The sequence below is a fragment of the Paenibacillus sp. AN1007 genome, assembly GCF_040702995.1.
Taxonomy (GTDB): Bacteria; Bacillota; Bacilli; order Paenibacillales; family Paenibacillaceae; genus Paenibacillus.
Genome location: NZ_CP159992.1, coordinates 487,151 through 513,631, shown reverse-complemented (window position 1 = coordinate 513,631; position 26,481 = coordinate 487,151). Strand labels below are relative to the sequence as shown.

Sequence of the window (26,481 nt, the reverse complement as noted above, 5' to 3'; positions counted from 1 at the left end):
TCCGATTATTCCTCAGAGCGCGGTGCTCTGTCTTTGCTCCACTTGGGTGCTCCCTTGTTTTTACGATTCTGATCGCGGTCCGTTCGGCCTGCACTACCTGCTGGTTTGCTGCCAGTTGCCCCTTGATTTGAAACGGTCGCTCTTGTGCCTGGTTTCCGGCTTCCCTGACCTGGTTTGCGATCCCGGGACTGTCCCGGCTTCCGGGAGAATGAATGCCCTTCAGGACGAGTATCCGGGCGTGGATCAGCCGCCAAAACTTTGCCGCCGAAGAGTGTACGCTCCTGCAGTTCAATGCCGAGTTCGCGTGCAAATTTGCGCATGATGAAAATTTGCGTTTCATCCACAATGGACAGCACGATCCCTGAACGTCCCATCCGGCCTGTCCGGCCTGCACGGTGAACATAATGCTCCGAGTCAAAGGCAGGATCATAGTTGATGACCATTGGCAGGCCTTCGATGTCCAGTCCTCTTGCTGCGACCTCGGAGGCAATCAGCAGTTGAATTTTGCCGTTACGGAAGGCAGCCAGTACGTTGCTGCGCGTTACCTTGTCGGCGTCCCCGTACAGCGCTGCTGCGGACAGACCCAAATGGTTCATTTTTGCCTCAACCTCACCGATGTCCTCCGTTGCATTCACAAAGACAATGGCACGATCCGGATTGTATTGTCTAACGAGACGGCGCAGCATATCGATCTTGTTGCGGCTCTCTTCTACGAAATAATAATGTTCGAGTCCGGCAGCCGTGGCGCGCTCTGGTTCGATACCAATATGAACCGGCTCTTTCATCTCGCGCTTTGCCAGCGCAGCCGTATGCTCATCAATTGTTGCGGACAGGAAGATTAACTGACGGTCACGCAGTGCGCTTTTCAGCACAAATTCCACGTCACTTACACCACCAAGTTGAAACACCTGATCGGCTTCGTCAATAACAATGGTAGATACGTTGTGCATTTTCAGCTTTTTGAGTGTAATCAGTTCCTTCAACCGTCCAGGTGTACCGACAACCAGCTCAGGATGCTCACGCAATTTCTCAATCTGACGTTTCACCGCCGCACCACCAATCAGCCCCTGCACACCAATGCCGCGATCCGCACCATAACGCTGTGCCTCACGTACAATTTGCATTGCCAGTTCCTGCGTTGGCGCGATAATCAGTTTCTGTGTTCCTTTAATATCACTCTTGATGGACTGCAGCAGCGGCAGCAGATACGCCAGCGTTTTCCCCGTTCCCGTCTGCGACTTGGATACTACATCCCTGCCTTCCAAAATAACCGGAATGGTCTGCGCCTGTACCGGAGAAGGTTCATTAATATCATGCTGCGCCAGCAGCGCCTCCAAATCCTGTGCCACGCCTATTGATGCAAAAGTTTGATTCGTCATGTATTCCATCCTTTAAGTTTATTCGTAAGAAACAAAGCCTGTCTTCACATTACCTTTCATTATATGCGAAAAAAGCCTGCGTACCAAATCTTATTCCGGCCGGAAATGTTCAAGTCTGCGCAAAAAAAAGAAAAGCCCCTCGGCGGAGCCCTTCTTCATCCGGTATATGGTGCTTATGTTACACTCTACTTCTGATTCATTACACCGTGTGACAGTCGATCGGCAAGCCGCGGGAACAACTGATAAAACCACATGCCAGCCGACGCCAGCCTCGGCAGATTCACTTCTTCCTTGCGTTTCTTCATGGCCCGAATCATGTGGCCTGCTACGTTCTGAGGAGTCAGCATCAGCCAGCGCACATTGTTCACGTAATTTCCAGAAGGATCTGCACGATCAAAAAATGGTGTATCGATCGGACCCGGGTTAATCGTAGTCACGGTAACCCCCGTCTTACGCAGTTCCTGACGAAGTGCGTTGCTGAATCCGAGTACAGCATGTTTGGTGGCCGTGTACGAGGCTGATTTGGCGGTGCCAATTTTGCCAGCCATCGAAGCAACATTTACAATCTGGCCTTTTCCCCGTTCCAGCATATGCGGCAGCACCGCTTTGGTACAGCGGACAATACCCATGTAATTCACGTCCATCATTTCGTCAAATTCCTGTACAGACATGTCTGTCATCGCGGCAAATTTTCCGTAACCGGCGTTATTCAGCAGAATATCGATTCGTCCGTATTTATGTAACATCGCATCTACAGCCGCCTGAACCTGCTCGCTGTCCGTAACATCCAGCGTTAGCAGCTCATGCCGTCCCTGTAGTGAAGCACCAATCTGTTCCAGCTTGTCCCGTGAACGGGCAGCCAGAATCGGGATGGCTCCTTCTTCGATCAGCATTTGTGCGCAGAGCGCGCCGATTCCGCTCGAAGCTCCTGTTATAAAAACAACCTGATCTTTCAGCATGGTTGATGTCCTCCCGTAATGAACACATTTGCCTTATAAGGCCTATGCTTCATTTTACGAGATCATCACCTGAATATCCATCTCGCCAATTCCATCCATTAATAACGGAATACTAAGCGCTTTCGTTGCACTGAATGCGGTTAAATGTTCAGACTGCATCACTTGTGGAGGGGTAATATCTACAACGACACCCTGATTGGACAGAATTGTACTCGCATTACCGCTAATCATGTTGCCCAGCTCGGAAATCGCACTTTTGCTCATATCGTCCATCTCGGTGATCACAAAACCACCCATCATGGCTGAAACAATTTTCAAAGCGACCGTTTCTTGTATACCAAAAACAATATTTCCACTCAGCTGGCCCGTCATTCCGATGACAATCCAGACATGATCAGCAATGAATTCTACGTTCTTCACGCCAAGACTCCCGGTGGAAGGCGAAACCTGGATGAGCTGTTCAAATACGTTGCGTGCAGATTCCAGGAATGGGTTAATTACTTCCGCTTTCACTGTCTATGTCCTCCTCACACTGGGTTATTGGTCACATACCAAAAGTCCCATATTCATTAAATTTATTATACTTTATCACGTACGAGAATTCATTAAGAATTCAGTAATTCCTGTGCACTATAATTTATCGTCATTCGAATACCAAATGTTTATAGCTGTTTTGTGCGCTTTTCACTTCTTTGGAAAAAATCTCAATTATCTACACAGGCTCTTAAAGAGTCATAGGACTTTTATACCGTTTTTATAAGTATTTAAAATTTAAAGTTACAGCCTGCTTCTTTTGGATGTCTGTCGAACTACTTTAATAGGGATGTACCCTTCATTGCCCTGATGTCCTTAATCCCCTATAATTTAAGATAAAGGAAACCTAACCCGTCACGGAATTCACTGCATGACAGATGACATACAGAGGATATTTTGCCGAAGGAGGCCGTATATGAACATAAGCCAACTGGAAACGCTGATTACGATTTCCAAAACAATGAGTTTCCGCAAAGCGGGAGAACTCCTCAATCTGACCCAGCCGGCTGTCTCGGCTCAGATCAAAAGTCTGGAGGACGAATTCAACACGGTTCTGGTTGACCGGAACCAGCCGGTAACCCTCACCGATCGAGGGCAGGTTTTTCTGGAGCACGCTGAACGGATGCTCGACATTGTGGACGAGTTGAAGCAGAAGTTGTCTGATCTGGATGAAACGCCGCAAGGACGCATCGTGCTTGGAACAACGACTTCTATTGCGATTCAGATTCTGCCAAGAGTACTCTCCTACTTTCAGGATCAGTTTCCACTTATCAAAACCAGCATTCAATCTCTTCCTTCCTCACAGATCTATACACAGGTCGAGAACGGTCTGGTGGACATTGGGATTGGATACCTGACAGAGCGGAATCCTAACCTAAGCACGTCGGTACTGTACTACGATACGTTCGAGCTTGTTGTATCTCCTTCCCACCCGCTGGCGAAGAAAAAACATGCGGCTGTCGACGTTTTGCGAAGCACCCCCCTGATACTACTGTCTCCGGACACGGTCGGACGCCGGTTTACAGAGGCTGTTTTCAAGAAATACAATATCGAACCCAACGTCGTCATGGAGCTGTCGAGCAGTGAAGAAGTGAAACGAATGGTTGAGATTGATCTCGGTGCAGCCATCATCTCCAAACAATCCGTAGCACATGAGCTTCGCCAGGGTACATTGCGAATGATACCTTTGAGTGAATTGGAAGTCAGTCATCCGGTAGGGGTTATCTACAAATCCAGCCGCTACCTCAATTCGGCAATGCATCAATTCCTGAGTGATCTCAAGGGCATGCCCGAAACACAATTTATCAGCTCAGAATAAAATGGATCATTAGAAAGGACAGGGATTCCATATGAAATTCGATCTTCATACGCATCATTTCCGGTGTGGTCATGCGGACGGCAGCATTAGGGATTATATTGAAGCAGGCATTGAGGCAGGACTTCAGGCCATCGGAATCTCTGACCATACCCCTTATTTTGGAAGTGATTTGGAACAGGCACATCCACGAATTGCCATGGGCAAATCGGAGTTACAGCATTATGTATCTGAAGTGCTCGCGTTAAAAGAAGAATATGCCGGGAAAATTGATGTTCTGCTCGGGATTGAATCGGACTACTTTCCGCTTCATGCTGAATTATACCGGACAACGCTGGGGCAGTATCCGTTCGACTATATTATTGGTTCTGTTCATCACACAGAGGATGTCAGCATTTTCAACAAAACCCGTTGGAACGGACTAACCGAAACCCGTAAAATCGAAGTGAAAGAAAGCTACTACAAGTTAATTGCCCAATCCGCCCGCAGCGGCATGTTTCAGATTCTCGGCCATATTGATGCGATGAAAGGCAATTACCCGCCATTCTCCGAGATCATTGCAGACCATGCCATCGACGAAACGCTTCAGATCATTGCCGATGCCAACGTTGCGATTGAAATCAACACATCAGGTAAAACCAAGCTTAGCGGCGGATGGTATCCGTCCGATGCCATCTTGGAACGTGCAAATCATTACGGTGTGAAAGTCACCTTCGGCTCCGATGCTCATATCCCTAGGCGAGTGGCCGATGAATTGGACAATGTACGCACACGTCTGCGAGAGATTGGTTTCACCGAATGGGTGTATTTCAAACAGAAACAGATGCAGATTGTTCCTTTATAAAAAATACGAACGCAAAGATCCCCATGCATGCAAAACATGCGTGAGGATCTTTATTCGTTTTGTTGCAAAAAAAATGAACCCGCTCATCGCGGGTCCCAACAGCATTATCTATTATCAAAAAGGGGGTCATGAGATAAGTTTACCCCTTGTCTGTTAGAGTTCAATTGCAGCTATATTTCATTTGTGTAACAAAAGATTGAAGTTCGTTTCAATGCTGAAACTGTTCCCGATGTATGCCATATACCTTAACGTCCAAAGCATATTCAGCTGTCTCATTCTCTCCATCGTTCAGTCCGAATGATGGAAGATTACGTTCATAAGTCATCCCCATTTTCAGGAGCACCCGCTCCGAAGAAATGTTGGCATCGTAACAGCGTGCCTCGACCCTCCACAGATGAAGTTCATCAAAGCCGAATGCCAGCAGACGACGTACGGCTTCCGTTGCCACTCCTTTCCCCCAACAGGACTTGTTCAAAATGTAACCAATCTGAGCAGTCCCTTTTTGATCATTCCAATGTTGGAAAGACGTTATCCCGATCACCTGCTCACTGTCTTTCCAACAGATGCCGTAGTGCAGCGAATCCAGTTTGGCACTGCTGCTTCGAATCTGATTCAGCAGCTTTCTCGCCCGAATGGGGGGTGCCTGATTACCTCGATTCACGTATCGAATCACTTGTGGATCGGATAACAGTTCAGACAAGGTGATGTAATCACTCTGACGTAATGATCTAAGCACAAGGCGCTCCGTCCATAAGGCAGGCAGCCCTTGAATCAGCATGTTTCGGGTAAGCATGACAATCACTCCTCTGCCTAACGGGTTTTAGTCCGGTAAGACAAGCATGCTCTGAAGATGATCCGGCAATCATACCACTGATCTGACCATAATGTTATAAACTGTAGTATGTCCTCTCTATAATCAGCTTTATCCTGTGAATGTAATCTACTCCTGCAGTCCCCGATAGACTCCTGAACGTATCTCGCGAATGTAAGCATCAAGTGCCGGAACTTCCGCTTTCTGTGCGATCCTTACTTCCTGCTCAATATCATAGGGTACCCGGACAAACTGAAGGTTGAATGGTTTCTGACTATCATCGCCGTACTCCCCTTCAAGAATGCAGTATGAGGCTTGAGGAAGATCAAGCGGATTGCCAGCGCTTCCTGTGTTAAACAGCATTTTGCCATCCAAATACTGCAGGAATGCATTATGCACATCGCCATATCCTACCACATCAGCTGCCCCTGCCTCGGAATGATCGGCTGGAGGTTCAAACATCGCAAGCCGCTTATGCATCTCATCCCATGGCTGTACGCGATGATACACACTTTGCGGCGAAGCATGAACTAATCGAACGGTGCGTCCGCTTAATTTAAACTCATGACTGAATGGGAGGTTCGAAAGATAGGCTAATCGCTCTGTTCCCAGTCGCTCAGCCTGCCATGTAAAATCCCGGACATCCTGATTCACTGCCACAAGTTCATCCCAGTTGCCGCGAATCACCACTTCACATGCCGCCCTTACCTGATCAACCACTTCAGCAGGCTGTGGTCCTTTGCCTACAAGATCTCCGAGACAAAAGATTCTGTTCAAGCCGCGATGCTGCATATCTTGCCGCACGGCTTCCCAGGCAGTCATGTTGCCATGAATGTCGGATACAATTGCTATTCGTTCCATCAGTTTAACCTCCACTCATGTCCATATCGTAAATCACAGATTACCAGTATTTAAGATCAATCGACTTAGGATTTCTTTTGTAGACTAATCAGCTTTTTAAGTATACTTACTATTCGATCTGTTATTAATGACCGTTGTTAAATCCCGTTATTAGGTTTTAACGTTCATTCACACTTTGTCGGCTTATGTGAAGTACCGTCAGTTCCGGTCTGCATAAAAAACGAATGGGAAGCTGCGTCATGCCAAATCCCCGATTCACGTACACCGGCATTTTTTGGTGAGAGGTGTAGTGCAGTCCTTGAATATATTTACGAGAACCACGCGGAGTAGTCACAGCACCAAACCAGGGAAAACGCACCTGTCCACCATGACTGTGACCCGAAAGCTGCAGTCCGAACCCATGCGGAGCTGCGTAGTCGGCATAATCCGGTTCATGCATAAGAAGTAATTTCCAGACCTGTTCTTCCAGCCCTGAAATCGCTTCTTCCAGGTCGGGGTTTCCCGTTAAAGCATCATCCAAACCTGTTACAGCAAGCTTCTCTTCTCCCCGCTCTATGAGCACGTGTTGGTTGCACAGGAGCGTAAAGCCCGCTTCGCGAAACATGTCCTGCACTTCCTGCTGCTGCTGTCCTCGATAATCATGATTCCCCAAAACGGCAAATTTTCCGTATCTCGCTGTCATGGAAGCCAGAATGGGCACACACTCACGCATAGGTTCAGCTTGTCTCTCCACGATATCTCCGGTAAAACAGATGAGATCAGGCTGCTGATCCTTAATCTGCGCCGCCAGCCTACGCATCTCTTTTGCCCCTGTATGAAAGCCAAGATGAGCATCGCTGAAATGAATAACACGCAGCCCGTCAAACGATCCAGGAAACGACGGGAGCTTGAGATGAATGTGATTGATCTGCAAACGTCGCGGTTCCCACAGTGCGTACCCGAGCGTCAGTACACTTGCTCCCACGGTCATCAATATTTTTCGTAGTCGAACCATTCGACGAGAAGGATCGTGATCCTTTTCTTCTCCAGGAAAAACAGGTTCCTTTGAACCATGCGTCCTGCTCAAACGCCGAGACGGTGAGCTGTTGTTGTTCAAACGCGGTGTCTGTCCCATGTCTCCCCTCCTCGGACCCTATTTCTTGAGGGCGGTTATAGCCCCCTATCCATCCCTGTAGTATACCATATTCTGCACAGGATGCCCGGTTCCTTCGTTGATGACAAAAGAAGCCGTGACCCGGCCAAGTAACTGCACGGGATCACGACTTTTTTTGGAGAAGCAGTGCTGACCACTGCTTATACGTTAAAATTATACACCCAGCCAGCGTTTAAACATATGCTTGGTGGTTTGCTTATTCATCTCCGCGATGGACGTAGTAAGCGGAATACCTTTAGGACATGAACGCACACAGTTCTGTGAGTTTCCGCACCCTTCGATACCGCCATCTTCCATCAACGCTTCCAAACGTTCTTCGGCATTCATCTCACCTGTAGGGTGAGCATTGAACAGTCGTACCTGAGACAGCGCTGCTGGACCAATGAAGTCTGTTTTTTCGTTAACGTTCGGACATGCCTCAAGACATACACCGCAAGTCATACATTTGGACAGCTCATACGCCCACTGACGTTTCTTCTCTGGCATCCGCGGTCCTGGACCAAGATCATATGTGCCATCGATCGGAATCCAAGCTTTGACGCGTTTCAGCGCGTTAAACATACGTGTGCGATCAATAACAAGGTCACGTACAACCGGGAATGTTTTCATCGGTTCGATACGAACCGGCTGTTCAAGCTTGTCAATCAGGGCTGCGCATGCTTGACGCGGTTTACCGTTAATAATCATGGAGCAGGCGCCGCATACTTCTTCAAGACAGTTGGATTCCCAACATACCGGAGCGATGGACTTTCCATCTTTGTTTACCGGGTTCCGCTGAATCTCCATCAGAGCGCTGATCACGTTCATATTTGGACGGTACGGCAGCTCAAACTCTTCGGTATACGAAGATGACTCCGGGCTGTCTTGACGAGTGATAATAAACTTGACGGTTTTGCTCACTGTTGCTTGTTCCGCCATATCGTTGTCCCCTCCTCTGGTGACGATGATTGTATTGCTGGTGCGCAAAGCGGCGTTGGTGCTCGGGTGGGCCGCTCCGGTCGCGGAATGCCCTTTGGATCGCTGTTACCCCCGAATTTCTTGGATCAAACCCTTCCGGGGTTGAAATTCGGTGGTAAAGGCGAACGCTTCGCTTCTTTCGGGCATTTCCGCTCCCTACGCTGCGCCCTGCACCTCCTGCTGCTTTGCTGGAAACTGCAATCCATTCATGCTGGATTGCTGTAATTTTTGATGGCAGCCTGCAGACGCTGGCTTCCTAGAATCGAATACTGGTGCGCAAAGCGGCGTTGGTGCTCGGGTGGGCCGCTCCGGTCGCGGAATGCCCTTTGGATCGCTGTTACCCCCGAATTTCTTGGATCAAACCCTTCCGGGGTTGAAATTCGGTGGTAAAGGCGAACGCTTCGCTTCTTTCGGGCATTTCCGCTCCCTACGCTGCGCCCTGCACCTCCTGCTGCTTTGCTGGAAACTGCAATCCATTCATGCTGGATTGCTGTAATTTTTGATGGCAGCCTGCAAACGCTGGCTTCCTAGAATCGAATACTGGTGCGCAAAGCGGCGTTGGTGCTCGGGTAGGCGCTGCGGTCGCGGAATGCCCTTTGGATCGCTGTTACCCCCGAATTTCTTGGATCAAACCCTTCCGGGGTTGAAATTCGGTGGTAAAGGCGAACGCTTCGCTTCTTTCGGGCATTTCCGCTCCCTACGCTGCGCCCTGCACCTCCTGCTGCTTTGCTGGAAACTGCGATCCATTCATGCTGGATTGCCATGAGTATACATCAGAAGCTTAATCGATCAGCGAATGAACGATTAACGCGATAAATAAAGCAGATTAATCTTTGGAATAGTCACGGATCCGCGGTGGAATCAGGGATACGTCCACTGGCTCGTACGAGATTTGCGGACCTTCCTTCGTCCAGCTTGCAATGGTCGTCTTCAGGAATTCTTCATCGTTACGCTCTGTGAACTCAGGTTTGTAATGCGCTCCGCGGCTCTCGTTACGCAGCAGTGCGCCGAGTGTCATTGCTTCAGCAAGCTCAAGCATGTTCCACAATTGGCGGGTAAATGCCGCACCCGGATTGTTCCAGCCAGAGTTGTCATACATGTTGATTTTGCCATAACGCTCTTTCAGTTCCTTGATTTTGCCAATCGTCGCTTCAAGCTTGTCGTTGTAACGAACTACGGTCATGTTGGCTGTCATCCACTCGCCCAGCTCTTTGTGAATCACGTAAGCATTTTCGGTACCCTGCATTTTCATGATACCTTCGTATTTGTCAGTTTGACGCTTCGTATAGCCATCAAATACAGAAGAAGAGATATCAGCAGAGGACTTCTTGAGTCCTTTGATATATTCAGCCGCTTTTGGTCCTGCCACCATACCACCATAAATTGCGGATACGAGTGAGTTTGCACCCAAACGGTTGGCACCATGATATTGATATTCACATTCGCCAGCTGCAAACAGCCCTGGAATGTTCGTCATTTGATTATAATCTACCCACATGCCGCCCATGGAATAGTGAACGGCCGGGAAAATTTTCATCGGAATTTTGCGCGGATCGTCACCCATGAATTTCTCATAGATTTCGATGATTCCACCCAGTTTAACATCCAGTTCCTTCGGATCTTTGTGAGAGAGGTCGAGATACACCATGTTCTCACCGTTCACACCAAGTCCCATGTCTACGCAAACGCTGAAAATTTCACGTGTTGCGATATCACGCGGCACAAGGTTACCGTAGGAAGGATATTTTTCTTCAAGGAAGTACCAAGGCTTACCGTCTTTGTACGTCCAGATCCGGCCACCTTCACCACGGGCAGATTCGGACATCAGACGCAGCTTGTCGTCTCCTGGAATTGCTGTCGGGTGAATCTGAATGAATTCGCCGTTCGCATAATTCACACCCTGCTGATATACCGCACTCGCGGCAGTTCCTGTGTTGATGACGGAGTTTGTTGTTTTACCGAAAATGATTCCAGGACCACCACTCGCCAAAATAACAGCTTCAGCCGGGAAAGTCTGCACCTTCATCGTTTTCAGATCCTGTGCCACGATCCCGCGGCATACCCCTTCGTCATCTACAACAGCCTGCAGGAATTCCCAGTTCTCATACTTCGTCACGAGACCGGCTGCTTCCCAGCGACGTACCTGCTCATCCAATGCATACAGCAGCTGTTGACCTGTTGTTGCACCGGCAAATGCTGTACGGTGATGCTTCGTTCCCCCGAAACGACGGAAATCGAGCAAACCTTCCGGTGTACGGTTGAACATAACGCCCATCCGGTCCATCAGGTGAATGATACCAGGTGCCGCTTCACACATCGCTTTAACTGGCGGTTGATTGGCGAGGAAGTCTCCGCCGTATACCGTATCGTCAAAGTGTACCCATGGGGAGTCACCTTCCCCTTTCGTATTTACCGCACCGTTGATACCGCCCTGGGCACATACGGAGTGGGATCTTTTAACAGGAACCAGTGAAAATAAATGAACATGGACTCCGGCTTCAGCCGATTTGATCGCCGCCATCAATCCCGCGAGACCGCCGCCCACAATAATTACATTCGATGATGCCATTGCTAGTTCACTCCCTTATTAAGTAAGCCTTTATCACAATAATTAAATTAGTAAGCATTAATCGCAAAAATCACATCGTTAAACATGAATTCCTAGAATCACTTGATTTAGATCAGCACTGATTTTACCGCATCCATCATTGAAGTCGCTGTCTGGAAATCAACGTTCCGGAAAGCAAACAACGAAGCGATGAACATGATGGAAATAATACCGAACAAGCTCATGCACACATACGAGGATACGCGCTGTGCTCGAGGTCCGACTGTGATTCCCCAGCTAACGAGGAACGACCAGAGTCCATTGGCAAAGTGATAGGATGCCGCCACAACACTGATCAGATATAAAATAAATGTTACCGGATTCATCACGATGTTATGGATAACACCGCCTAACTCTTCGTGAGTCACATTGCCGAGAGCCACTTGTACACGCGTCTCCCACACGTGCCAGATCACAAATACAAACGTGATGACACCACTGATCCGCTGCAGCGTATAACGCCAGTTGCGCTCATTGCCGTAACGGCCCACGTTAGGCTTGGCCTGATAAGCAATGTACAGACCATATACACCGTGATAGAACAGCGGCAGCCAGATCAGAAACGTTTCCAAAACAATGACGAGCGGCAGGCTGTTCAAGAAGGCAACCGCACCGTTAAAAGCTTCTTTGCCGCCTTCAACTGCTGAGAAGTTCGTCACCAGATGCTCTAGAAAAAACAGACTGAGCGGAATGACGCCAAGCAAGGAGTGCAGCTTTCTGGAGTAAAACCCTTTCATAAAATGTCGATCCCCTTTCGTTAAATACAACGTTTTCATAAATGCTAATACTCATACCTTATCATGACTCGAACACTTTTCCATGAAAAGGTTCGACAAATTGTTCCGATTTGATCAGGTGTGAACAACTTGTGTCACAATTCATGTTACTCCTTTTTTTCTTATAAGGGAATTGCAATATAATTATTAAATGTTATAACCTATAGGTATAAGCATTGAAACAAGGAGTTTGCAGGCGCTGCGAGACTAAAAAAATGAGGTTGGTAAGCCATACATCATGGCAGACGATTAATCAAGGGCAAGAATCACACTCATAAGAAGAGAGGTTTGTGTTCATGTTCGAAGAATTAAATGCATTTGCAGCGGTCGTAGAGCAATCCAGTCTGAACCGTGCGTCCAAATTACTGAATTTATCCCAACCGGCACTCTCCCGCAAAATCTCCAAACTGGAGGATGAGCTTGGGGTAGCCCTCTTTCACCGCCGCGGTAAACGGCTGGAATTAACGAGTGTAGGTCAGCTTGCTTATACTTTCGCCGTTGAACAAAAGCAGCAGCAGCAAAAATTTCTCACCATGCTGTCCCAATACAAGGATGAGGAACAGAGTATTATTACCCTGGGAGCCAGCCTGACGACACTTCAGACCACCCTGCCCCCGCTGGTTAATGCTTTTATGGAAAAGCATCCGCATGCTGAATTAAAGCTGTTAACAGGCAAAACACATGAGATAGTCTCTTTTGTACGTGACAAAAAAGCCGATGTGGGTATTGTTGCCTCGTCGATCAGTGAAACCGGACTCAACTGTGTACCGCTGTTTGACGATCACCTGGAGCTGGTCGTGCCGCTTACACATCCGCTGGCTGGCAAAGAAGCCGGCATGGAGCATCTTCAGGATCTGCCGATGATCACCTTCTCCAAAGGAACATGGTACCGCAAACTGACCGATGACCTCTTCCAGCGCTGTACCGTAATGCCCGATATTCGTATGGAGATTGATTCATTTGAAGCGATTATCCGTCTGCTGCCGACCTGTAAAGCTGCTGCCCTGCTTCCCAAATCCTATCTTCGTCCGCAGCTGCTGGCCGATAATGATCTCGCTGCTGTGCACTTACCCCAGCTAAAACAAACCCGAAGAACAACCTGCATGATCTATGGGGAAAAGGAAGACCTCAGCGAAACCTCCAGACAATGGATCAGGGAGACTGCTGCATTTTTTACAGCAAAGGCGCCATTGCCCTCACGTAGGACAACAACGCCTTGATTTCAATCCGATGAAGCAGCTGGATTGCTCAGCTTTCCTGACTGATGACCTCTTCCTCAAACCGGTCAATGTCATTATTATTACCAATAATGACCATAATATCCCCCATTTGCAGGGAATCCATCGCGGTCGGGGCAATGATGACCCCGGCTTCTTTTTGCAGTGCGACAATGCTGCAGTTAAAGCGCACCCGTGCATTGAGAGTCGAGAGCGTTTTATTGTGCAGACATGCAGGCACCTTCATCTCTACAATGCTGTAATCATTGGATAATTCGATGTAATCCAGCAGGTTTGGCGTAACCAATTGGTGAGCAACCCGAATCCCCATATCACGTTCAGGGTAAACGACACGGTCAATGCCCAATTTATCGAGTGCACGTCCGTGAAGAACCGAAATGGCTTTTGCCACAACCGTCTTGACCCCCAGCTCTTTGAGCAGGATGGCGGTGAGGATACTCGTCTGAATATCGTCACCAATGGCAACGATGCCGCAGTCAAAATTACGAATGCCCAGAGAGCGCAGCACTTCCTCATCCGTAGCGTCCGCCACGACCGCATGAGTGACCAAGTCACTCATGTCTTCGACGAGCTCTTCATTTTTATCGATGCCAAGCACCTCATAACCTAACTCCATTAACTCCTGCGCCAGACTGGAGCCGAACCGCCCAAGTCCGATTACCGCAAACTGCTGTTTTTTCATTGTTCTTCACGAACCCCTCTATCCAAATAATCACTAACCTATTATCATTTTGCCTTCCGGATACCTGTACAAATCTTTACCCTTTTTCTGCCCCAGTGCATATGCCAATGTGATCGGCCCGAGGCGACCCGCAAACATCGTAAAACAGATCATTAACTTGCCAAACGTCGTCAGCTTGAGCGTCAGACCTAATGAAAGACCAACCGTACCGAAGGCTGAAGTCGTTTCGAATAAAATCATTAAAAAGTTACTATCCTCAGTTGTGCTTAATATCATTGTTACTGTTATTATGAATAGCAATGCCAGCAGTGTAATCGTCAGCGCTTTGAAAATACGTTCCTGCACAAGCCGATACCGGAAAAAAACGATATCCTCCCGTCCACGCATCATAGCGATGACCGCTCCGGCCATAATTAAAAATGTTGTTGTTTTGATGCCGCCTCCCGTTGAACCTGGAGATGCACCGATAAACATCAAAATAATCATGAAAAATTGCGTGGCCTGCCGCAGTCCGGCAATATCGACCGTGTTTGCCCCGGCTGTGCGCGGGGTTACAGACTGGAAGAACGAGCCGAGCAGTTTACCGCCCCAGTTCAAACCGCCCAGCGTTCGCGGGTTGCTGAACTCAAATACAAAGATGACAAGTGCTCCAAATATAATCAACAAGGCTGTCATCAGCAGTACCACTTTGGAATGCAGCGACAGCTTCTTCGTTTGACGGTATTCCACCAGATCAGACAGCACGACAAAACCGATCCCTCCGGAAACGATCAGAAACATCGCGGTAAAATTGACAAGTGGATCATAGACATACCCGGTCAGACTGCGAAAATCACCAAACATATCAAAACCGGCATTGTTAAACATGGAGATTGCATGCCAGTAGCCATAGTACATCGCCTGCCCAATCGGCATATCTAATGACCAGCGCAGTGCAAACAACGTACCGCAGATCCCCTCCAGAATAAGCGAATAGATGACAACCTTGCGGATCAAACGCACGATGCCTTCCATCGTACTTTGATTCATGGCTTCCTGTAAGATCAACCGCTCCTTGAGCGATATTTTTCGTTTGAATGCAATCGCAACCAGCGTAGACATCGTCATAAAGCCGAGACCGCCGATCTGTATCAAAATAGCAATGATCACCTGACCCAATATAGAAAAATAGGTTCCTGTATCCACAACAACCAGCCCTGTCACGCAGACAGCCGACGTTGCCGTGAAGAACGCATCGATAAAGGCCAGACTATCGCCGTTTCGGCTGGATGCTGGAAGCATTAACAGCAGTGTTCCCAACATAATAATGCCGGCAAACCCCAATACCAGAATACGCGGCGGCGATAATCGCATCCATTGAACATTTGCTTTCACTTCTGTATCATCCACCTCTGCCCAAAATAAAATAACCCCACCCTGTGGAGCCCATGTATGATTCATAAAATAGCAACATATAATTAGAGTTGATATACAACCTGTTCATTCTCCCCCTAGTTGGGATCGTTCTGGGTTCTATTCGTTCCCTTGTTGAACTTGAGACATGCGGGATGCTGCATATTTGCTTCAAAAATTATAAGCGCTGCGGCGGCTGCACACAAAACGGTTTTTGTGTAAATACCATCGAATTCGCTCAAAACGGTAAGAAAGTTCATGCCCTAACAGCAGGATCAGATTTTTTTGATCATTTTCATTCATTTTCAAAGATTTGCACCTGTTTTCGTGAAGTCATTGGCATTGGGTCCATCCCCTGTGCTATCTTTACTTTAATATGTAATTGAATAAAGGAGGAACACCATTTCATGAATCCCTCAGAGCAGCCTTTACAGCTTAAGGCTAACTTCAAACGTTTGGGGTTGCTTGCGGTGATCGGCCTGATCTTATTTTTTGTCTTTCAGATCTTTCCTGCGACTTCATCCCAAACAACAGAAATTTCGTCATCATCCTTCATTAGCAAGGATGATGCGATCCAATCTGCACGTTCATTCGCAGCTTCTGTTGATGACTATACGCTCCCCAGCAATACCAGTAAACCCCTTGTAACTTATCAGACCCATTCCGATATTTACGGGTATATGGCGAAGACCAAACAGCTGGATACGTATAATAAAACATGGGAAGCAGCCTTTCCTTACGATGTATACCGCGTGCGTTTATTGGATCAGGATAAGGGCGGTTATTTAAACATTGACGTACATATGAAAACAGGAAAAGTCGTCGCTTTCAAACGTGTACTGCCAACCTCCTTGTACACAGCCCTTGAATCTCGACAAGAACAAGGGATTGAACGAACGTCAGAGTCACTTGCAGAAGGCCACATGCCTTTGAACGAGAAAGAAGAGCTGGCATCTGGCGTTTTAAAACAATTCGGCTATGATGCCGCAGCGCTTCAATTGGAAACACGAGATGGTGAGCCGGGTCTGAAGTATATGGATACGAGCAAATCGATAGGCAGCTCCAAACTTGAATTGAATTTTACATTTGAAAATGGGGCTGTCCGTTCATTCGATCCGGGCTTCTCTGTACCGAAATCACACACTAATTATGTTAAAGACCAGACCAAATTGGCCAACTGGTTAACCTACGGTGGCTACGCGTTTCTGACGTTTGTTCTCGGCGTGCTGGCGCTCATCTACAGCATCCTGGCTCGTGCGAACACATCGTTTAAACGCGGCCTGGTGCTGGCGCTGGTGTACTTCGCAGCTTCCATGATCGGTACACTGAACATGTTACCTCTCTTTGAGGCACAGGGACTCTCCAGTTTCATGCTGGTGTTTCTAATGCTCATTCAGACAGGCATTACCCTCGTGATGAGTGCCATGATCTATCTGTCACTTGTAGCAGGTGACGGGTTGTGGCGCAAAATCGGATGGAATCCATGGCCCCGTGCCAAAGAGCCGGGTTATGGCAAATATGTGCTGCACAGTATGTATACCGGTTACCTGTGGGCATTCATTCTACTGGGTGTGCAGTCGATTCTGTTCTTTATTCTGGAGCGCAGCATCGGCACATGGTCGACAACGTCAGCAGATCAATCAACGTATAACATGACCTATGCCTGGATCTTCCCGATCATGGCCTGGATGGCCGGTATTGGCGAGGAAGCGGTGTATCGACTGTTTGGTATTCGTATGATGCAAAAGGTCGTACGGAACACGTTTATCGCGTGCCTAGTTCCTACAATCATCTGGGCGCTCGGACACACGCTGTATCCGATCTATCCGGTCATTACACGCCCGATTGAGCTGACCGTCATCGGACTGCTGTTCAGCCTGATCATGCTTCGTCACGGCTTCATTGCCGTTGTTTTTGCACATGTGATCTTCGACAGCCTGCTGATGGGCCTCAGTCTGGTGTTCATGGGTGATGCACTGAACATTGGAGCCGGAATCTTCTGGATTGTGCTGCCGGCCATCGTAGGATATGCAGTGTATCGTTTCAATCCAAAACAAAAAGAAGAGCCGTATGTCACGACTCCTCATCACGAAGTGCTGCAATAATCTGATTTGCCAGTTTATCCCCAATAGATAGAGGCCGGAAGTCTTCGACGCTGGCCTCTTTTATTTTGCGTAAAGAGCCAAAATGCTTCAGCAGCAGCTTGCGCCGCTTCTCCCCAATGCCCGGGATGGCATCCAGCCGGGATGTAACCATTGATTTGCCGCGCTGCTCGCGGTGAAACGAGATGGCAAACCGGTGAACTTCTTCCTGGATTCGCTGCAGCAGATAAAACTCCTGACTGTCCCGCGGCAGCGCAATCACTTCTGGCGGGCTGCCAATCATCAGCTGTGACGTTTTGTGTTTGGCATCCTTCACCAATCCACAAACCGGAATATACAGCCCCAGCTCATTTTCAAGCACATCTACCGCAGCGGAAATCTGTCCCTTCCCTCCATCGACCACGATCAGGTCAGGCTGGGTCAGGTTTTCTTTAAGCACGCGCTCATAACGGCGGCGGATGACTTCCCGCATCGTTTCATAGTCATCCGGTCCTTCGACAGAACGTACTTTGTATTTGCGGTATTCCTTCTTGTCTGGTTTACCGTCGGTAAACACAATCATGGCCGATACCGGATTGGTCCCCTGAATGTTCGAGTTATCAAACGCTTCGATCCGGCGCAGCTGCTCCAGCCCGATCCAGCGTCCCAATCCTTCGGATGCTTTGGATGTCCGTTCTTCATTACGTTCAATGAGACGGAACTTCTCCTCCAATGCCACCCGCGCATTGTCCAGTGCCATCGTAATCATCTGGCGTTTCAACCCGCGCTGCGGAATGTGCACTTTGATCTCCAGCCACTCCTGCAGGGATGCGGCCATCTGGGACGGGTCCTCCATCTCGGATGGCAGTTTGGCGTTTGACGTTACCCCCGCATCGGCTGAACCATTGTTACCGTCAGCAGCTGGATTCGTTTCATAAGCTGTACGCATCTCGGCAACCTGTGATGCTGATTCGGCAGCTGGATTCGCTTTCGACTGCTGTTCCTCCTGCGCAGACTCTGCCGTTACCGCAGCCTGAACATGGTCTGTCGTGTTCGCGTTATCAGTACCTGCCAGATCGACCGCATCCCCGTCATCCATCAGCTCTTTCGGCATTTCTGGTAATAAAATTTCCTGCGGCAGTGCCGGGTTATCACTGTAATACTGTGTAACAAAGGACATGAAGTCACTGTAGGCCTCACCGTAAAACGGGAAGGTCGACACATGGCGTTCAATCATTTTTCCCTGACGCATATATAGAATCTGGACACACATCCAGCCTTTATCGATTGCAAATCCGAAGACGTCGCGGTCTCTGGCGTCAGCCATCGTAATTTTCTGTTTTTCCATAATTGCATCAATTGCAATCACCTGATCACGAAGCTCTTTGGCCCGTTCAAAATACAGATCCTCGGCCGCTTCCTGCATTTTACGCTGCAGGTCCTTCTTAATCTCTTCATGTCCGCCGCTTAGAAATGATCCGATCTCCTGCGAAATCTCGTCATACTGCTCTTTGCCTACATCTTTCACACAAGGAGCAAGACACTGGCCCATGTGATAATACAGGCAGACCTCCTTCGGCATCACACCGCATTTGCGGAGCGGATACATGCGATCCAGCAGTTTTTTCGTTTGATGTGCTGCATACGAGTTCGGATAAGGTCCGAAGTATTTCGCTTTATCTTTCAGCACACGACGGGTTACTTCGAGCCGCGGATGCTTTTCATTCGTTATTTTGAGATACGGAAATGTCTTATCATCTTTGAGCAGTACGTTGTAACGCGGCATATGTTTTTTGATCAGGTTGCATTCCAGGATGAGTGCTTCCATGTTGCTGCCTGTCACGATGTATTCAAAATCTCGGATATCCGCCACCAAACGCTGCGTCTTTCCGTTATGACTTCCAATAAAATAAGAGCGCACGCGGTTCTTCAGCACTTTGGCTTTACCAACGTAAATAATGGTGCCTTCACTGTTTTTCATCAGATAACAGCCCGGCATGTCGGGAAGCAGTGCGAGTTTGTGGCGAATCTGCTCCAGTGCCTTCTCCTGCGCTTCTAACTGCTGCATATATGGGTCCATCGCTCGGTGGGTCCTCCCTTCCGAAAAAATTGAAGCCTTCACCTTACATGTTCCATTCCGATGACAGAATGAACCTTCGATCGCTGTTATCCCCAGATTTTTTCGATCCTTATCCTTTTACAAAGGGAAAAATCCGGTGATAAAGGCTACAGCAGATGCTTCCGATGCAGCTTTCTTTCAGAAAGCTTTTAGCTTCGCTTCTCCTGTTCATTTCTGTCCTCTCTGTTAATCATGTAAATTTCCAGTTTCATTTTATAATCATTCGTATAATTTATAAATAATCTACATTACTTTTATATTGTCCTACATCTCGCTTTTCGACGCAAAACGCCCCCGGCATGTAAACCGGAGGCGATGTGTCAGCCTGCACCTAATGATGTTTTGCTGTTTATTGATGTTTTTCGATGATTCCTTTGAGAGCTTCTTTGGAGTTCAAACCAACCACTTTATCCACCGGTTGACCGTCTTTGAAGAAGATCAATGTTGGAATGCTCATTACGCCGAAACGGGAAGCAGATTCAGGATTCTCATCCACATTCACTTTAGCAATTTTTACGGAATCGCCAACTTCAGTGGACAGCTCTTCCAGGATTGGAGCGAGCATTTTGCAAGGACCACACCAAGGCGCCCAGAAATCAACCAGAACCGTTCCTTCTCCTTCGACTTCCGTGTTAAAGGATTGATCGGATACGTTAACAATAGCCATGAAATTGTCCTCCTTATATATACTTACGGTTTTATTTTAACCTGTAACGTCGTGAACGACACTTCCAGTATAACACATGTGCGTTAAACTTGTGAAATGAACAGACCAATGTTCATCTTCCCAACATGAAATCTTCACAATTACAGGTGAAGCAGGCCATCTGCTAAATCTTTACAAACGCTTTCTTTTCCAAGTATACTAAAATTACTCCGGATTGCAGACCTGCTTGCAGGCCAAGCTGTCAATCCTCAAAGGAGGCAAAACGATGGACGCTAATATTCGGATGACCGACCCGCGTGAACATGTGAACGAGGAGCCGCGCAACGACTTCTTCGATCTGATTATGGGCGTTGTCGGCATGGGCGGCCTGATGACTGTCATCTTCTTTGGAATGGTTATTTTCAAATTCCTGACCGAGTAGAATGTGCAGTTCAGCATTCAGGCTGCCGAGACCAGAGAAGCCCGGTTTTCGCATATTGCGAAAGCCAGGCTTCTTTTGGTGAATTTCAAATGGAAAAATACGCTCTAACGCTTGCCGCGCTGATTCTCGCCCCGCACCTGAATAACGTCCACAAACGGGCGAATTCGATCCATCAGACGCTGCCCTTTGTTCGTTTCCTCACCATCCCGGTTGGTAAAGCTCAGATGTTTCTCAAGCCCTTCCAGGTTGTAGTTCGAAGTATAAAACGTTGGTTTCCGATTCATCCTGTAGTTAAGAATGGAACCCATCACATGATCCCGGACCCAAGGGTTCAGGTTCTCTGCACCGATATCGTCAAAGATGAGCAGATCACAGCTTTTGAGAATGTCCGTGGTTTCCTTCAGCTTCTGTCCTTCACTAATCATGGACTTCAAATCTTCCACAAAATCAGGCATATAAATAATGACACCTGTATGCCCCGCAACGGCGAGTTCATGCAGCAGATAACACATCAGAAATGTTTTGCCTGTTCCGAATGAACCTTCCAGATACAAGCCCTGCGTGGAGAGCCCATTAGCTTTGGTCTCGCTGATATAACGCAGCACCCGGTTCACCGCTGGCGCACGCATGCGATCTTTACCCATAATTTCCACATCATTATATCCGGCACTGAGGGCGCGCTCGTCCACATAGAAACTGCGGATCCGCTGCTTGATAATATGCTCGTTCTGCCTGGCGATCTGCTTGGAGCAGGGTGCTTTAATATCTATAATTTCGGGTTTACCGTTGAAGTTCTCTACTTCCAGTTTGCAAAAATGACCCTGAAAATCGTTGGGACAGTTGTCGAGTCCCGGACAATTCGCGCAGTTCTTCGAATCTTTGGCGTACTGAAACAGCTTGCTCAGATCGGGCATAAGCTGTGCATCTTTCAGTTCGGGATGACCTGCACGGAACTCGCGCACATAAGGGTCCTCCAATAAATCCGCCATAATTCGCCGCGACTGCTCACGAAAGGAAGGGTTCAGCTGCTGAAGCAGTCCTCCCAAGGATTCCATGGCTTCAAGCCCCCTTTTTAAAGTATCAATATCTATGAATAACAGGACATATCTACAGCCTCATGCTCAATCATTCGTACAGTTCATTCTATAGAAAAGCGGGCAATAACTCAACTGATACATTTGGAAAAAACATTCCGAGGATCACACAGGTACCGTCTTAACCTGCATATTCGGGATAGTTATGTCTGGAGCAGCCGAATAAGTAACATCTGGAGCTTAAAGATGTCGTAAATTTCATCGGTGGAACAAAACCGGTAGAAATCCTATTCATGATTTGTGCATACTGCTGCTTCTCCTTTTCCAACTGAATCAAATATGATGCCTTGTCACTTTCTGTCCAGTCCTCACTGCATACCTCTGCTTGTTCTTCTTGAATATCCTCTTGTTTGAAATTAATACATGCTTCTGCGATTTTGAGCGCATCTTCCACTGCATTCGTCTGCACTAATGCGTAAATATATCGGCACACCCAGTCCGGTGTCTTATAATAGGTGTTCCATGATTTCTCATACCAGCGAACTGCTTCAGCAAAACACTGCAGCTCCAAGTACAGTTCTGCAGCATGCACTTCTCCAACAAAATCTTCATCCTGTTCTGAAAAAGCATCCAGTTTATGTTTGGCTTCATTGCTTTTTCCCAGCCTGATCAAACAGTAGATATGGCTGTACATTGCATAATCGGAAGGCGATGCACTTTTCAGGAACAAATCCGCGGCTTCGCTCCATTCTCCCAGATGGTATTTGGCAGCAGCCAGGTTGTTGTATGCTTCCCTAGAAGGCTCAATGGCGATGGAGTCTGCCAAAACAGCCGAAGCCTCTTCCCACCTCTCCTTCTGAACCAACATTTCACCTAACAGGCTGTAAGGAAAATGAGAGGTTGGATGAAGTTCCACGGCTTCCTTAGCCAAATTCAGAGCCGCTTCTATATCTCCCTCTTCATGATAGTACACCCAGGCCAGATTGTTTAAAGACTGCACGTCCCTGGATTCGTTCAGCGCTTCCTGGAACAGAGCCAAGGCTGCATCATACTCGTTATGTTCAAGACATTCAATTGCTTTTCGATTCGTACTGGTACTCAACGGGGTCCTCCTTCCCTGCATAAGGTGTGCACTATTTGATTCCTTCCCTTTGGAAAAAAAGCGAGTCACCTCTCGCCAGGGACCCGCTTGATTATGCACTATAACGTTTATTTTTGCTTGCTGGCCTGCATCTGCTGGGCAAACCGCATCATTTCTTCAAACTCTTCTTCGGATACAGCATCCCCGTCATGGCTTATGTCTTGTACAATCGGAATTTCGGGTTTGGCCTTGGTTCCTTTGCCGTATGTACGGGTACGGGTTCCGGCTGCACCAGCAGCCTGCTTGCCTTTTACCTTCGCCTGATCACGAATATACTGCACGGCCTTCTCGTACGTATTCACCTGCTTCAACAGCATATTGGAAGCGATCGCTTCCACAAAGTTACGATTAATTCGCTGCTCGCCGCCCGATACAAGCAGCGCCATCAGATAATGGATCAGTACATTGATCACTTCACCAGGCAGTTTGTAGCTCAGATCGATTTTTTCAAAAATATCAACCAGGTTGTCCGGTACGGCGCCTGGGAAAAACGTCTGCAGCAGCCGTGTATACGGTTCATTACGAAGCATCATATTGTATTGATGAATATCACATTTGGTTGCAAACTGCGGCGGTACCTCAACATAATATTCCATCTGTACAACATGTTCCACCGGCGGCTCACTGGAATCTGTATCTGGCGGCTCCTCCATATGCTGGCGAAGAGCAACAACTTTGGCAGCTTGTACCGTCTGCTGTTCCTGTCGTTTCTTCGTCTGCCGGAACTGCATGCTTGCCTTGTGCTGCAGCTCATCCAAAAGCAGCTGCCCTTGTGGTCCAAACACCCCATCCTCATCCAGCAGCCGGCATACATCCTGCACACTAAGACTAAACTTGTTCACCACATAATTGACGATCCCGAACTGCTCATGATCAAAGCGCAGCTGCTCCACATAACGACGGTTCACCGACTCACGCGGGAATCGTAAAATAATGTCGGCATAATTGAGTGTGTTCTCCTCGGCTGTATCATTCGTACCCGTTCGCTGCGCCGAGGTAGACACTTCGGATAAAGCCTGTTCCAATTCATAATCAATGACATGGGTGTTAAGCTCAAATATATCGTAAAAGGGAACTGAAATATTTTCTTTATTTGCTGCGGCATAAGGCGCGTCCCCGTTCTCCACAGCCGAAAAACCGGCTCGCAGGGACAGCACTGCGAATTTGCCAATTTTGTCTCGAAGAAGCAGTGTCAAATGCTGTGTGCGGAAAAACTCTGCCGGAGAGAGCGGCGGCTCGAGCTCATACTCGTAGATGTAATCATCATTTTCCGGAGTATAGACCCGTGATGTCTGAAGAAGACCTACGGCCTCCAGCTTGGATGCCTGTTCAACCAAATATTTACGGCCCTTCTCACTGGGCTCCAGCCCCAATGTCATAAACAGTCTCCGCTGCTGTTCCAGAGGGGAATAACCGACCTGTTCCCCGGGGAGATGCTGAAATAACAGCCGATACAAGCCAACCGCAAAAGCACCTACCATAGGCTGATAAGCCCCTGTAAGCATGCGGTCATCCAGGGCGCTTAGTCCAAACTCCCTGTATACGCAGTAGCGATGATGTTCCGTATAATGATGCAAATTCTTCATGCGCATAGCCTGATCTCCTTCTTCCCCAAAGGTTGTTTTTCTATTCTATCATAAATGCCTGATCCTCAAATGCTCAAAAACAGGTAAAAAACGAACCCGTTCTCACTCCGTTTCGTCCTAGGTCGACATCGTTCACGTTTTCGCAAAATTGGGCGAATTTTCTAATGACCAGCTCGAAAGAGCTGCTAGAATACTATAAAAGCTGTGCTGCGAGATTACAAGCGAAAATATAGTCCATTCAATCAATTTATGCATATGAGAAAAGGCGTACAAACATTCCCCTGAAATGTTCATCACAGCAAAAAAAGCCCTCCCTTTGCACGCGTAAGCGTTTGCGTCAAAGATAAGACTTTTTTAAATTTCAGTGCGGCATATGCCTTCACTTTCCAGCCATTAGAACATCCGATATCCGCCCAGACGCAGCTTCTGAATCGCCCAGCCGCTGATGACTGCTCCCGCGAGACCCGCTGCACCCGTCATGTAATCGACCAGTTGGAATGATCCCAGATGTGACATGAGCGTAGAAGATTGATCCCATAAGGAGTATACGACCACAGGCAGAATTACGATGATGAACAAATAGGAAGGAAACCAGGTGGTCTTCATAAGCATATTCAAAATGAAACCGATACCAAACATCATAACAAAAAATAATACCATTAGTACGAGCACAGGTATGAACTGCATCGGCTGACACTCACCTCTTCTTTCACACTTTCGGTTTTCCCTCTTGATAGTAGTAAGTTTACCGCAAAAAATGTGGCGAAGCAACGAACTTTCTGGACAAATCTGCCGATGTTCACCAGAAGATCATTTGCCCTTCGGCTTCTTGATGGGATACAATATACGATAAAGCATTAAACCGTCCCTTTACCGGGATTTGTAAATATAACCTGCAGGAGGAACAAAATCCATGAACGAAGCCGCATCAACCCTGGAGGGCTGGTATGCCCTGCATGATTTCCGCTCAATGAACTGGACCGCCTGGAAAGCAGCCGATGATGAAGAACGCGCTGTTGCCCTGGACGAGCTTCAAGAATTTTGGAATGAATGGAAAAACGTAGAGGAAGCTTCTCAAGGCAGCACGGTTGTTTATACGGTGGTGGGCCAGAAAGCAGACTTTGTCATGATGCACCTGCGTGAAACGCTTGAAGATCTGAAAGCTGTAGAGAACGCCTTCAATAAAACGACTTTTGCCCAATACACAACCAAAGCATATTCTTATGTCAGCGTCGTTGAACTGAGCAACTACCTTGGCAAAGAGGGCGAAGATCCGATGCAAAATCCGGACATTGTTGCCCGCCTGAAACCAGTGCTCCCGCAGCGTCAATATATCTGTTTCTACCCGATGAACAAAAAGCGTGAGCTGAACGATAACTGGTATATGCTGTCTATGGACGAGCGCCGTACAATGATGCGCAGTCACGGGATGATCGGCCGCAGTTATGCAGGAAAAGTAAAACAGATCATTACCGGCTCTGTCGGTTTTGATGATTGGGAATGGGGCGTTACCCTGTTCGCAGACGATGCACTTCAATTCAAAAAGCTTGTATATGAAATGCGTTTTGATGAAGTAAGTGCACGCTATGGCGAATTTGGCTCCTTCTATGTCGGAAGCTTGCTAAATGAAAGCACGCTGGAAGAGATGCTGAAACTGTAATTTATTTTTATACATGGCATGGATCGCCCAGCCTGCCTCCTATATCAAGCAGGCTGGATGATTTTTTTATTTCAGTACAGCATAACAAAAGCACCGTGGATATCCTTTAAAGGATTATTCCGCGGTGCTTTTTCTATATCTATTACGTACTTCAAGCATGATTTGGGTGTATATAAGGTGAACTAATTGTTTACACAAAAAACGGAGAAGGCAGAAAAACCCGGAAAAGCGAAGCGGTCGCTTAAAAGCTTTCTGTAAGAAAG

The 26,481-nt window shown here is 47.7% G+C and carries 24 protein-coding genes; 6 read left to right on the top strand and 18 right to left on the bottom strand.

Features of this window, described 5'->3' with window-relative positions:
• Positions 1–5: 5 nt before the first annotated feature.
• From ABXS70_RS02295 to ABXS70_RS02285, 3 genes are all read right to left on the bottom strand, one after another.
• A complete protein-coding gene (locus ABXS70_RS02295) occupies positions 6–1,379 on the bottom strand; it encodes a DEAD/DEAH box helicase (RefSeq protein ID WP_342552658.1) in 1,374 nt (457 codons plus the stop codon).
• 185 nt (positions 1,380–1,564) lie between these two features.
• On the bottom strand, positions 1,565–2,338 hold the full coding sequence (locus ABXS70_RS02290; RefSeq protein WP_342552659.1) for an SDR family oxidoreductase: 774 nt from the start codon (positions 2,336–2,338) through the stop codon (positions 1,565–1,567).
• A 54-nt stretch (positions 2,339–2,392) separates the two neighbouring features.
• Complete coding sequence (locus ABXS70_RS02285) at positions 2,393–2,851, bottom strand: chemotaxis protein CheX (RefSeq protein ID WP_342552660.1); 459 nt, start codon at positions 2,849–2,851, stop codon at positions 2,393–2,395.
• Positions 2,852–3,287: 436 nt separating this feature from the next.
• Here ABXS70_RS02285 and ABXS70_RS02280 point away from each other — a divergent pair, with 436 nt between their 5' ends.
• Complete coding sequence (locus tag ABXS70_RS02280) at positions 3,288–4,190, top strand: LysR family transcriptional regulator (RefSeq protein ID WP_342552661.1); 903 nt, start codon at positions 3,288–3,290, stop codon at positions 4,188–4,190.
• A gap of 31 nt (positions 4,191–4,221) precedes the next feature.
• Positions 4,222–5,031 carry a histidinol-phosphatase gene (locus tag ABXS70_RS02275; protein ID WP_342552662.1) on the top strand — a complete coding sequence of 270 codons (810 nt, stop codon included), beginning with the start codon at positions 4,222–4,224 and terminating at the stop codon, positions 5,029–5,031.
• A 208-nt stretch (positions 5,032–5,239) separates the two neighbouring features.
• Here the strand turns inward: ABXS70_RS02275 and ABXS70_RS02270 are convergent, their stop codons facing one another.
• The 7 genes from ABXS70_RS02270 to ABXS70_RS02240 all read right to left on the bottom strand — a co-directional run bounded on the left by ABXS70_RS02270 (position 5,240) and on the right by ABXS70_RS02240 (position 12,158).
• On the bottom strand, positions 5,240–5,824 hold the full coding sequence (locus tag ABXS70_RS02270) for a GNAT family N-acetyltransferase (protein ID WP_342552663.1): 585 nt from the start codon (positions 5,822–5,824) through the stop codon (positions 5,240–5,242).
• Between the two features lie 147 nt (positions 5,825–5,971).
• Entirely contained in the window at positions 5,972–6,703 is a 732-nt protein-coding gene (locus tag ABXS70_RS02265; protein WP_342552664.1) for a metallophosphoesterase family protein, read from the bottom strand.
• Positions 6,704–6,860: 157 nt separating this feature from the next.
• Positions 6,861–7,817, bottom strand: a complete 957-nt coding sequence (locus ABXS70_RS02260; protein ID WP_342552665.1) for a metallophosphoesterase — start codon at positions 7,815–7,817, stop codon at positions 6,861–6,863.
• Between the two features lie 192 nt (positions 7,818–8,009).
• On the bottom strand, positions 8,010–8,774 hold the full coding sequence (gene sdhB / locus ABXS70_RS02255; protein WP_342552666.1) for a succinate dehydrogenase iron-sulfur subunit: 765 nt from the start codon (positions 8,772–8,774) through the stop codon (positions 8,010–8,012).
• 566 nt (positions 8,775–9,340) lie between these two features.
• Positions 9,341–9,577: a hypothetical protein gene (locus tag ABXS70_RS02250; protein WP_342552667.1), complete on the bottom strand. Its 237-nt coding sequence runs from the start codon at positions 9,575–9,577 to the stop codon at positions 9,341–9,343.
• A gap of 62 nt (positions 9,578–9,639) precedes the next feature.
• Complete coding sequence (gene sdhA, locus ABXS70_RS02245; protein WP_342552668.1) at positions 9,640–11,382, bottom strand: succinate dehydrogenase flavoprotein subunit; 1,743 nt, start codon at positions 11,380–11,382, stop codon at positions 9,640–9,642.
• A gap of 107 nt (positions 11,383–11,489) precedes the next feature.
• Positions 11,490–12,158, bottom strand: coding sequence for a succinate dehydrogenase cytochrome b558 subunit (locus ABXS70_RS02240; RefSeq protein ID WP_342552669.1), 669 nt, complete (start codon positions 12,156–12,158; stop codon positions 11,490–11,492).
• 335 nt (positions 12,159–12,493) lie between these two features.
• Between ABXS70_RS02240 and ABXS70_RS02235 the strand changes: the two genes are divergently transcribed.
• The gene (locus tag ABXS70_RS02235) at positions 12,494–13,417 is read left to right on the top strand and encodes a LysR family transcriptional regulator (protein ID WP_342552670.1); all 924 of its coding nucleotides are present in this window, start codon (positions 12,494–12,496) and stop codon (positions 13,415–13,417) included.
• 28 nt (positions 13,418–13,445) lie between these two features.
• Here the strand turns inward: ABXS70_RS02235 and ABXS70_RS02230 are convergent, their stop codons facing one another.
• Both ABXS70_RS02230 and ABXS70_RS02225 read right to left on the bottom strand, forming a co-directional pair.
• Positions 13,446–14,117, bottom strand: a complete 672-nt coding sequence (locus ABXS70_RS02230) for a TrkA family potassium uptake protein (protein ID WP_342552671.1) — start codon at positions 14,115–14,117, stop codon at positions 13,446–13,448.
• A gap of 33 nt (positions 14,118–14,150) precedes the next feature.
• Positions 14,151–15,491 (bottom strand): TrkH family potassium uptake protein, encoded by a 1,341-nt coding sequence (locus ABXS70_RS02225; RefSeq protein ID WP_342556437.1) that lies wholly within the window; start codon positions 15,489–15,491, stop codon positions 14,151–14,153.
• Positions 15,492–15,916: 425 nt separating this feature from the next.
• Between ABXS70_RS02225 and ABXS70_RS02220 the strand changes: the two genes are divergently transcribed.
• Positions 15,917–17,614, top strand: a complete 1,698-nt coding sequence (locus ABXS70_RS02220; protein ID WP_342552672.1) for a type II CAAX endopeptidase family protein — start codon at positions 15,917–15,919, stop codon at positions 17,612–17,614.
• On the opposite strand, the gene uvrC is transcribed toward ABXS70_RS02220, so the two are convergent.
• Together uvrC and trxA are read right to left on the bottom strand one after the other, a co-directional pair.
• Positions 17,583–19,670 carry an excinuclease ABC subunit UvrC gene (uvrC, locus tag ABXS70_RS02215; RefSeq protein ID WP_342552673.1) on the bottom strand — a complete coding sequence of 696 codons (2,088 nt, stop codon included), beginning with the start codon at positions 19,668–19,670 and terminating at the stop codon, positions 17,583–17,585. The two genes, ABXS70_RS02220 and uvrC, sit on opposite strands and share 32 nt — an antisense overlap.
• A 388-nt stretch (positions 19,671–20,058) precedes the next feature.
• A complete protein-coding gene (gene trxA, locus ABXS70_RS02210) occupies positions 20,059–20,376 on the bottom strand; it encodes a thioredoxin (protein ID WP_090919457.1) in 318 nt (105 codons plus the stop codon).
• Between the two features lie 265 nt (positions 20,377–20,641).
• On the opposite strand from trxA, the gene ABXS70_RS02205 reads away from it, so the two are divergent.
• The gene (locus ABXS70_RS02205; protein WP_342552674.1) at positions 20,642–20,797 is read left to right on the top strand and encodes a YqzM family protein; all 156 of its coding nucleotides are present in this window, start codon (positions 20,642–20,644) and stop codon (positions 20,795–20,797) included.
• Between the two features lie 104 nt (positions 20,798–20,901).
• On the opposite strand, the gene dnaI is transcribed toward ABXS70_RS02205, so the two are convergent.
• The 4 genes from dnaI to ABXS70_RS02185 all read right to left on the bottom strand — a co-directional run bounded on the left by dnaI (position 20,902) and on the right by ABXS70_RS02185 (position 25,245).
• Positions 20,902–21,852 carry a primosomal protein DnaI gene (gene dnaI, locus ABXS70_RS02200; protein WP_342552675.1) on the bottom strand — a complete coding sequence of 317 codons (951 nt, stop codon included), beginning with the start codon at positions 21,850–21,852 and terminating at the stop codon, positions 20,902–20,904.
• 160 nt (positions 21,853–22,012) lie between these two features.
• Entirely contained in the window at positions 22,013–22,933 is a 921-nt protein-coding gene (locus tag ABXS70_RS02195) for a tetratricopeptide repeat protein (RefSeq protein ID WP_366293566.1), read from the bottom strand.
• A gap of 107 nt (positions 22,934–23,040) precedes the next feature.
• Entirely contained in the window at positions 23,041–24,564 is a 1,524-nt protein-coding gene (locus tag ABXS70_RS02190) for a helicase DnaB (RefSeq protein WP_366293563.1), read from the bottom strand.
• Positions 24,565–24,951: 387 nt separating this feature from the next.
• Positions 24,952–25,245, bottom strand: coding sequence for a YuiB family protein (locus tag ABXS70_RS02185; RefSeq protein ID WP_342552678.1), 294 nt, complete (start codon positions 25,243–25,245; stop codon positions 24,952–24,954).
• Between the two features lie 226 nt (positions 25,246–25,471).
• Between ABXS70_RS02185 and hemQ the strand changes: the two genes are divergently transcribed.
• Complete coding sequence (gene hemQ, locus ABXS70_RS02180; RefSeq protein ID WP_342552679.1) at positions 25,472–26,218, top strand: hydrogen peroxide-dependent heme synthase; 747 nt, start codon at positions 25,472–25,474, stop codon at positions 26,216–26,218.
• The last annotated feature ends 263 nt before the right edge of the window (positions 26,219–26,481 follow it).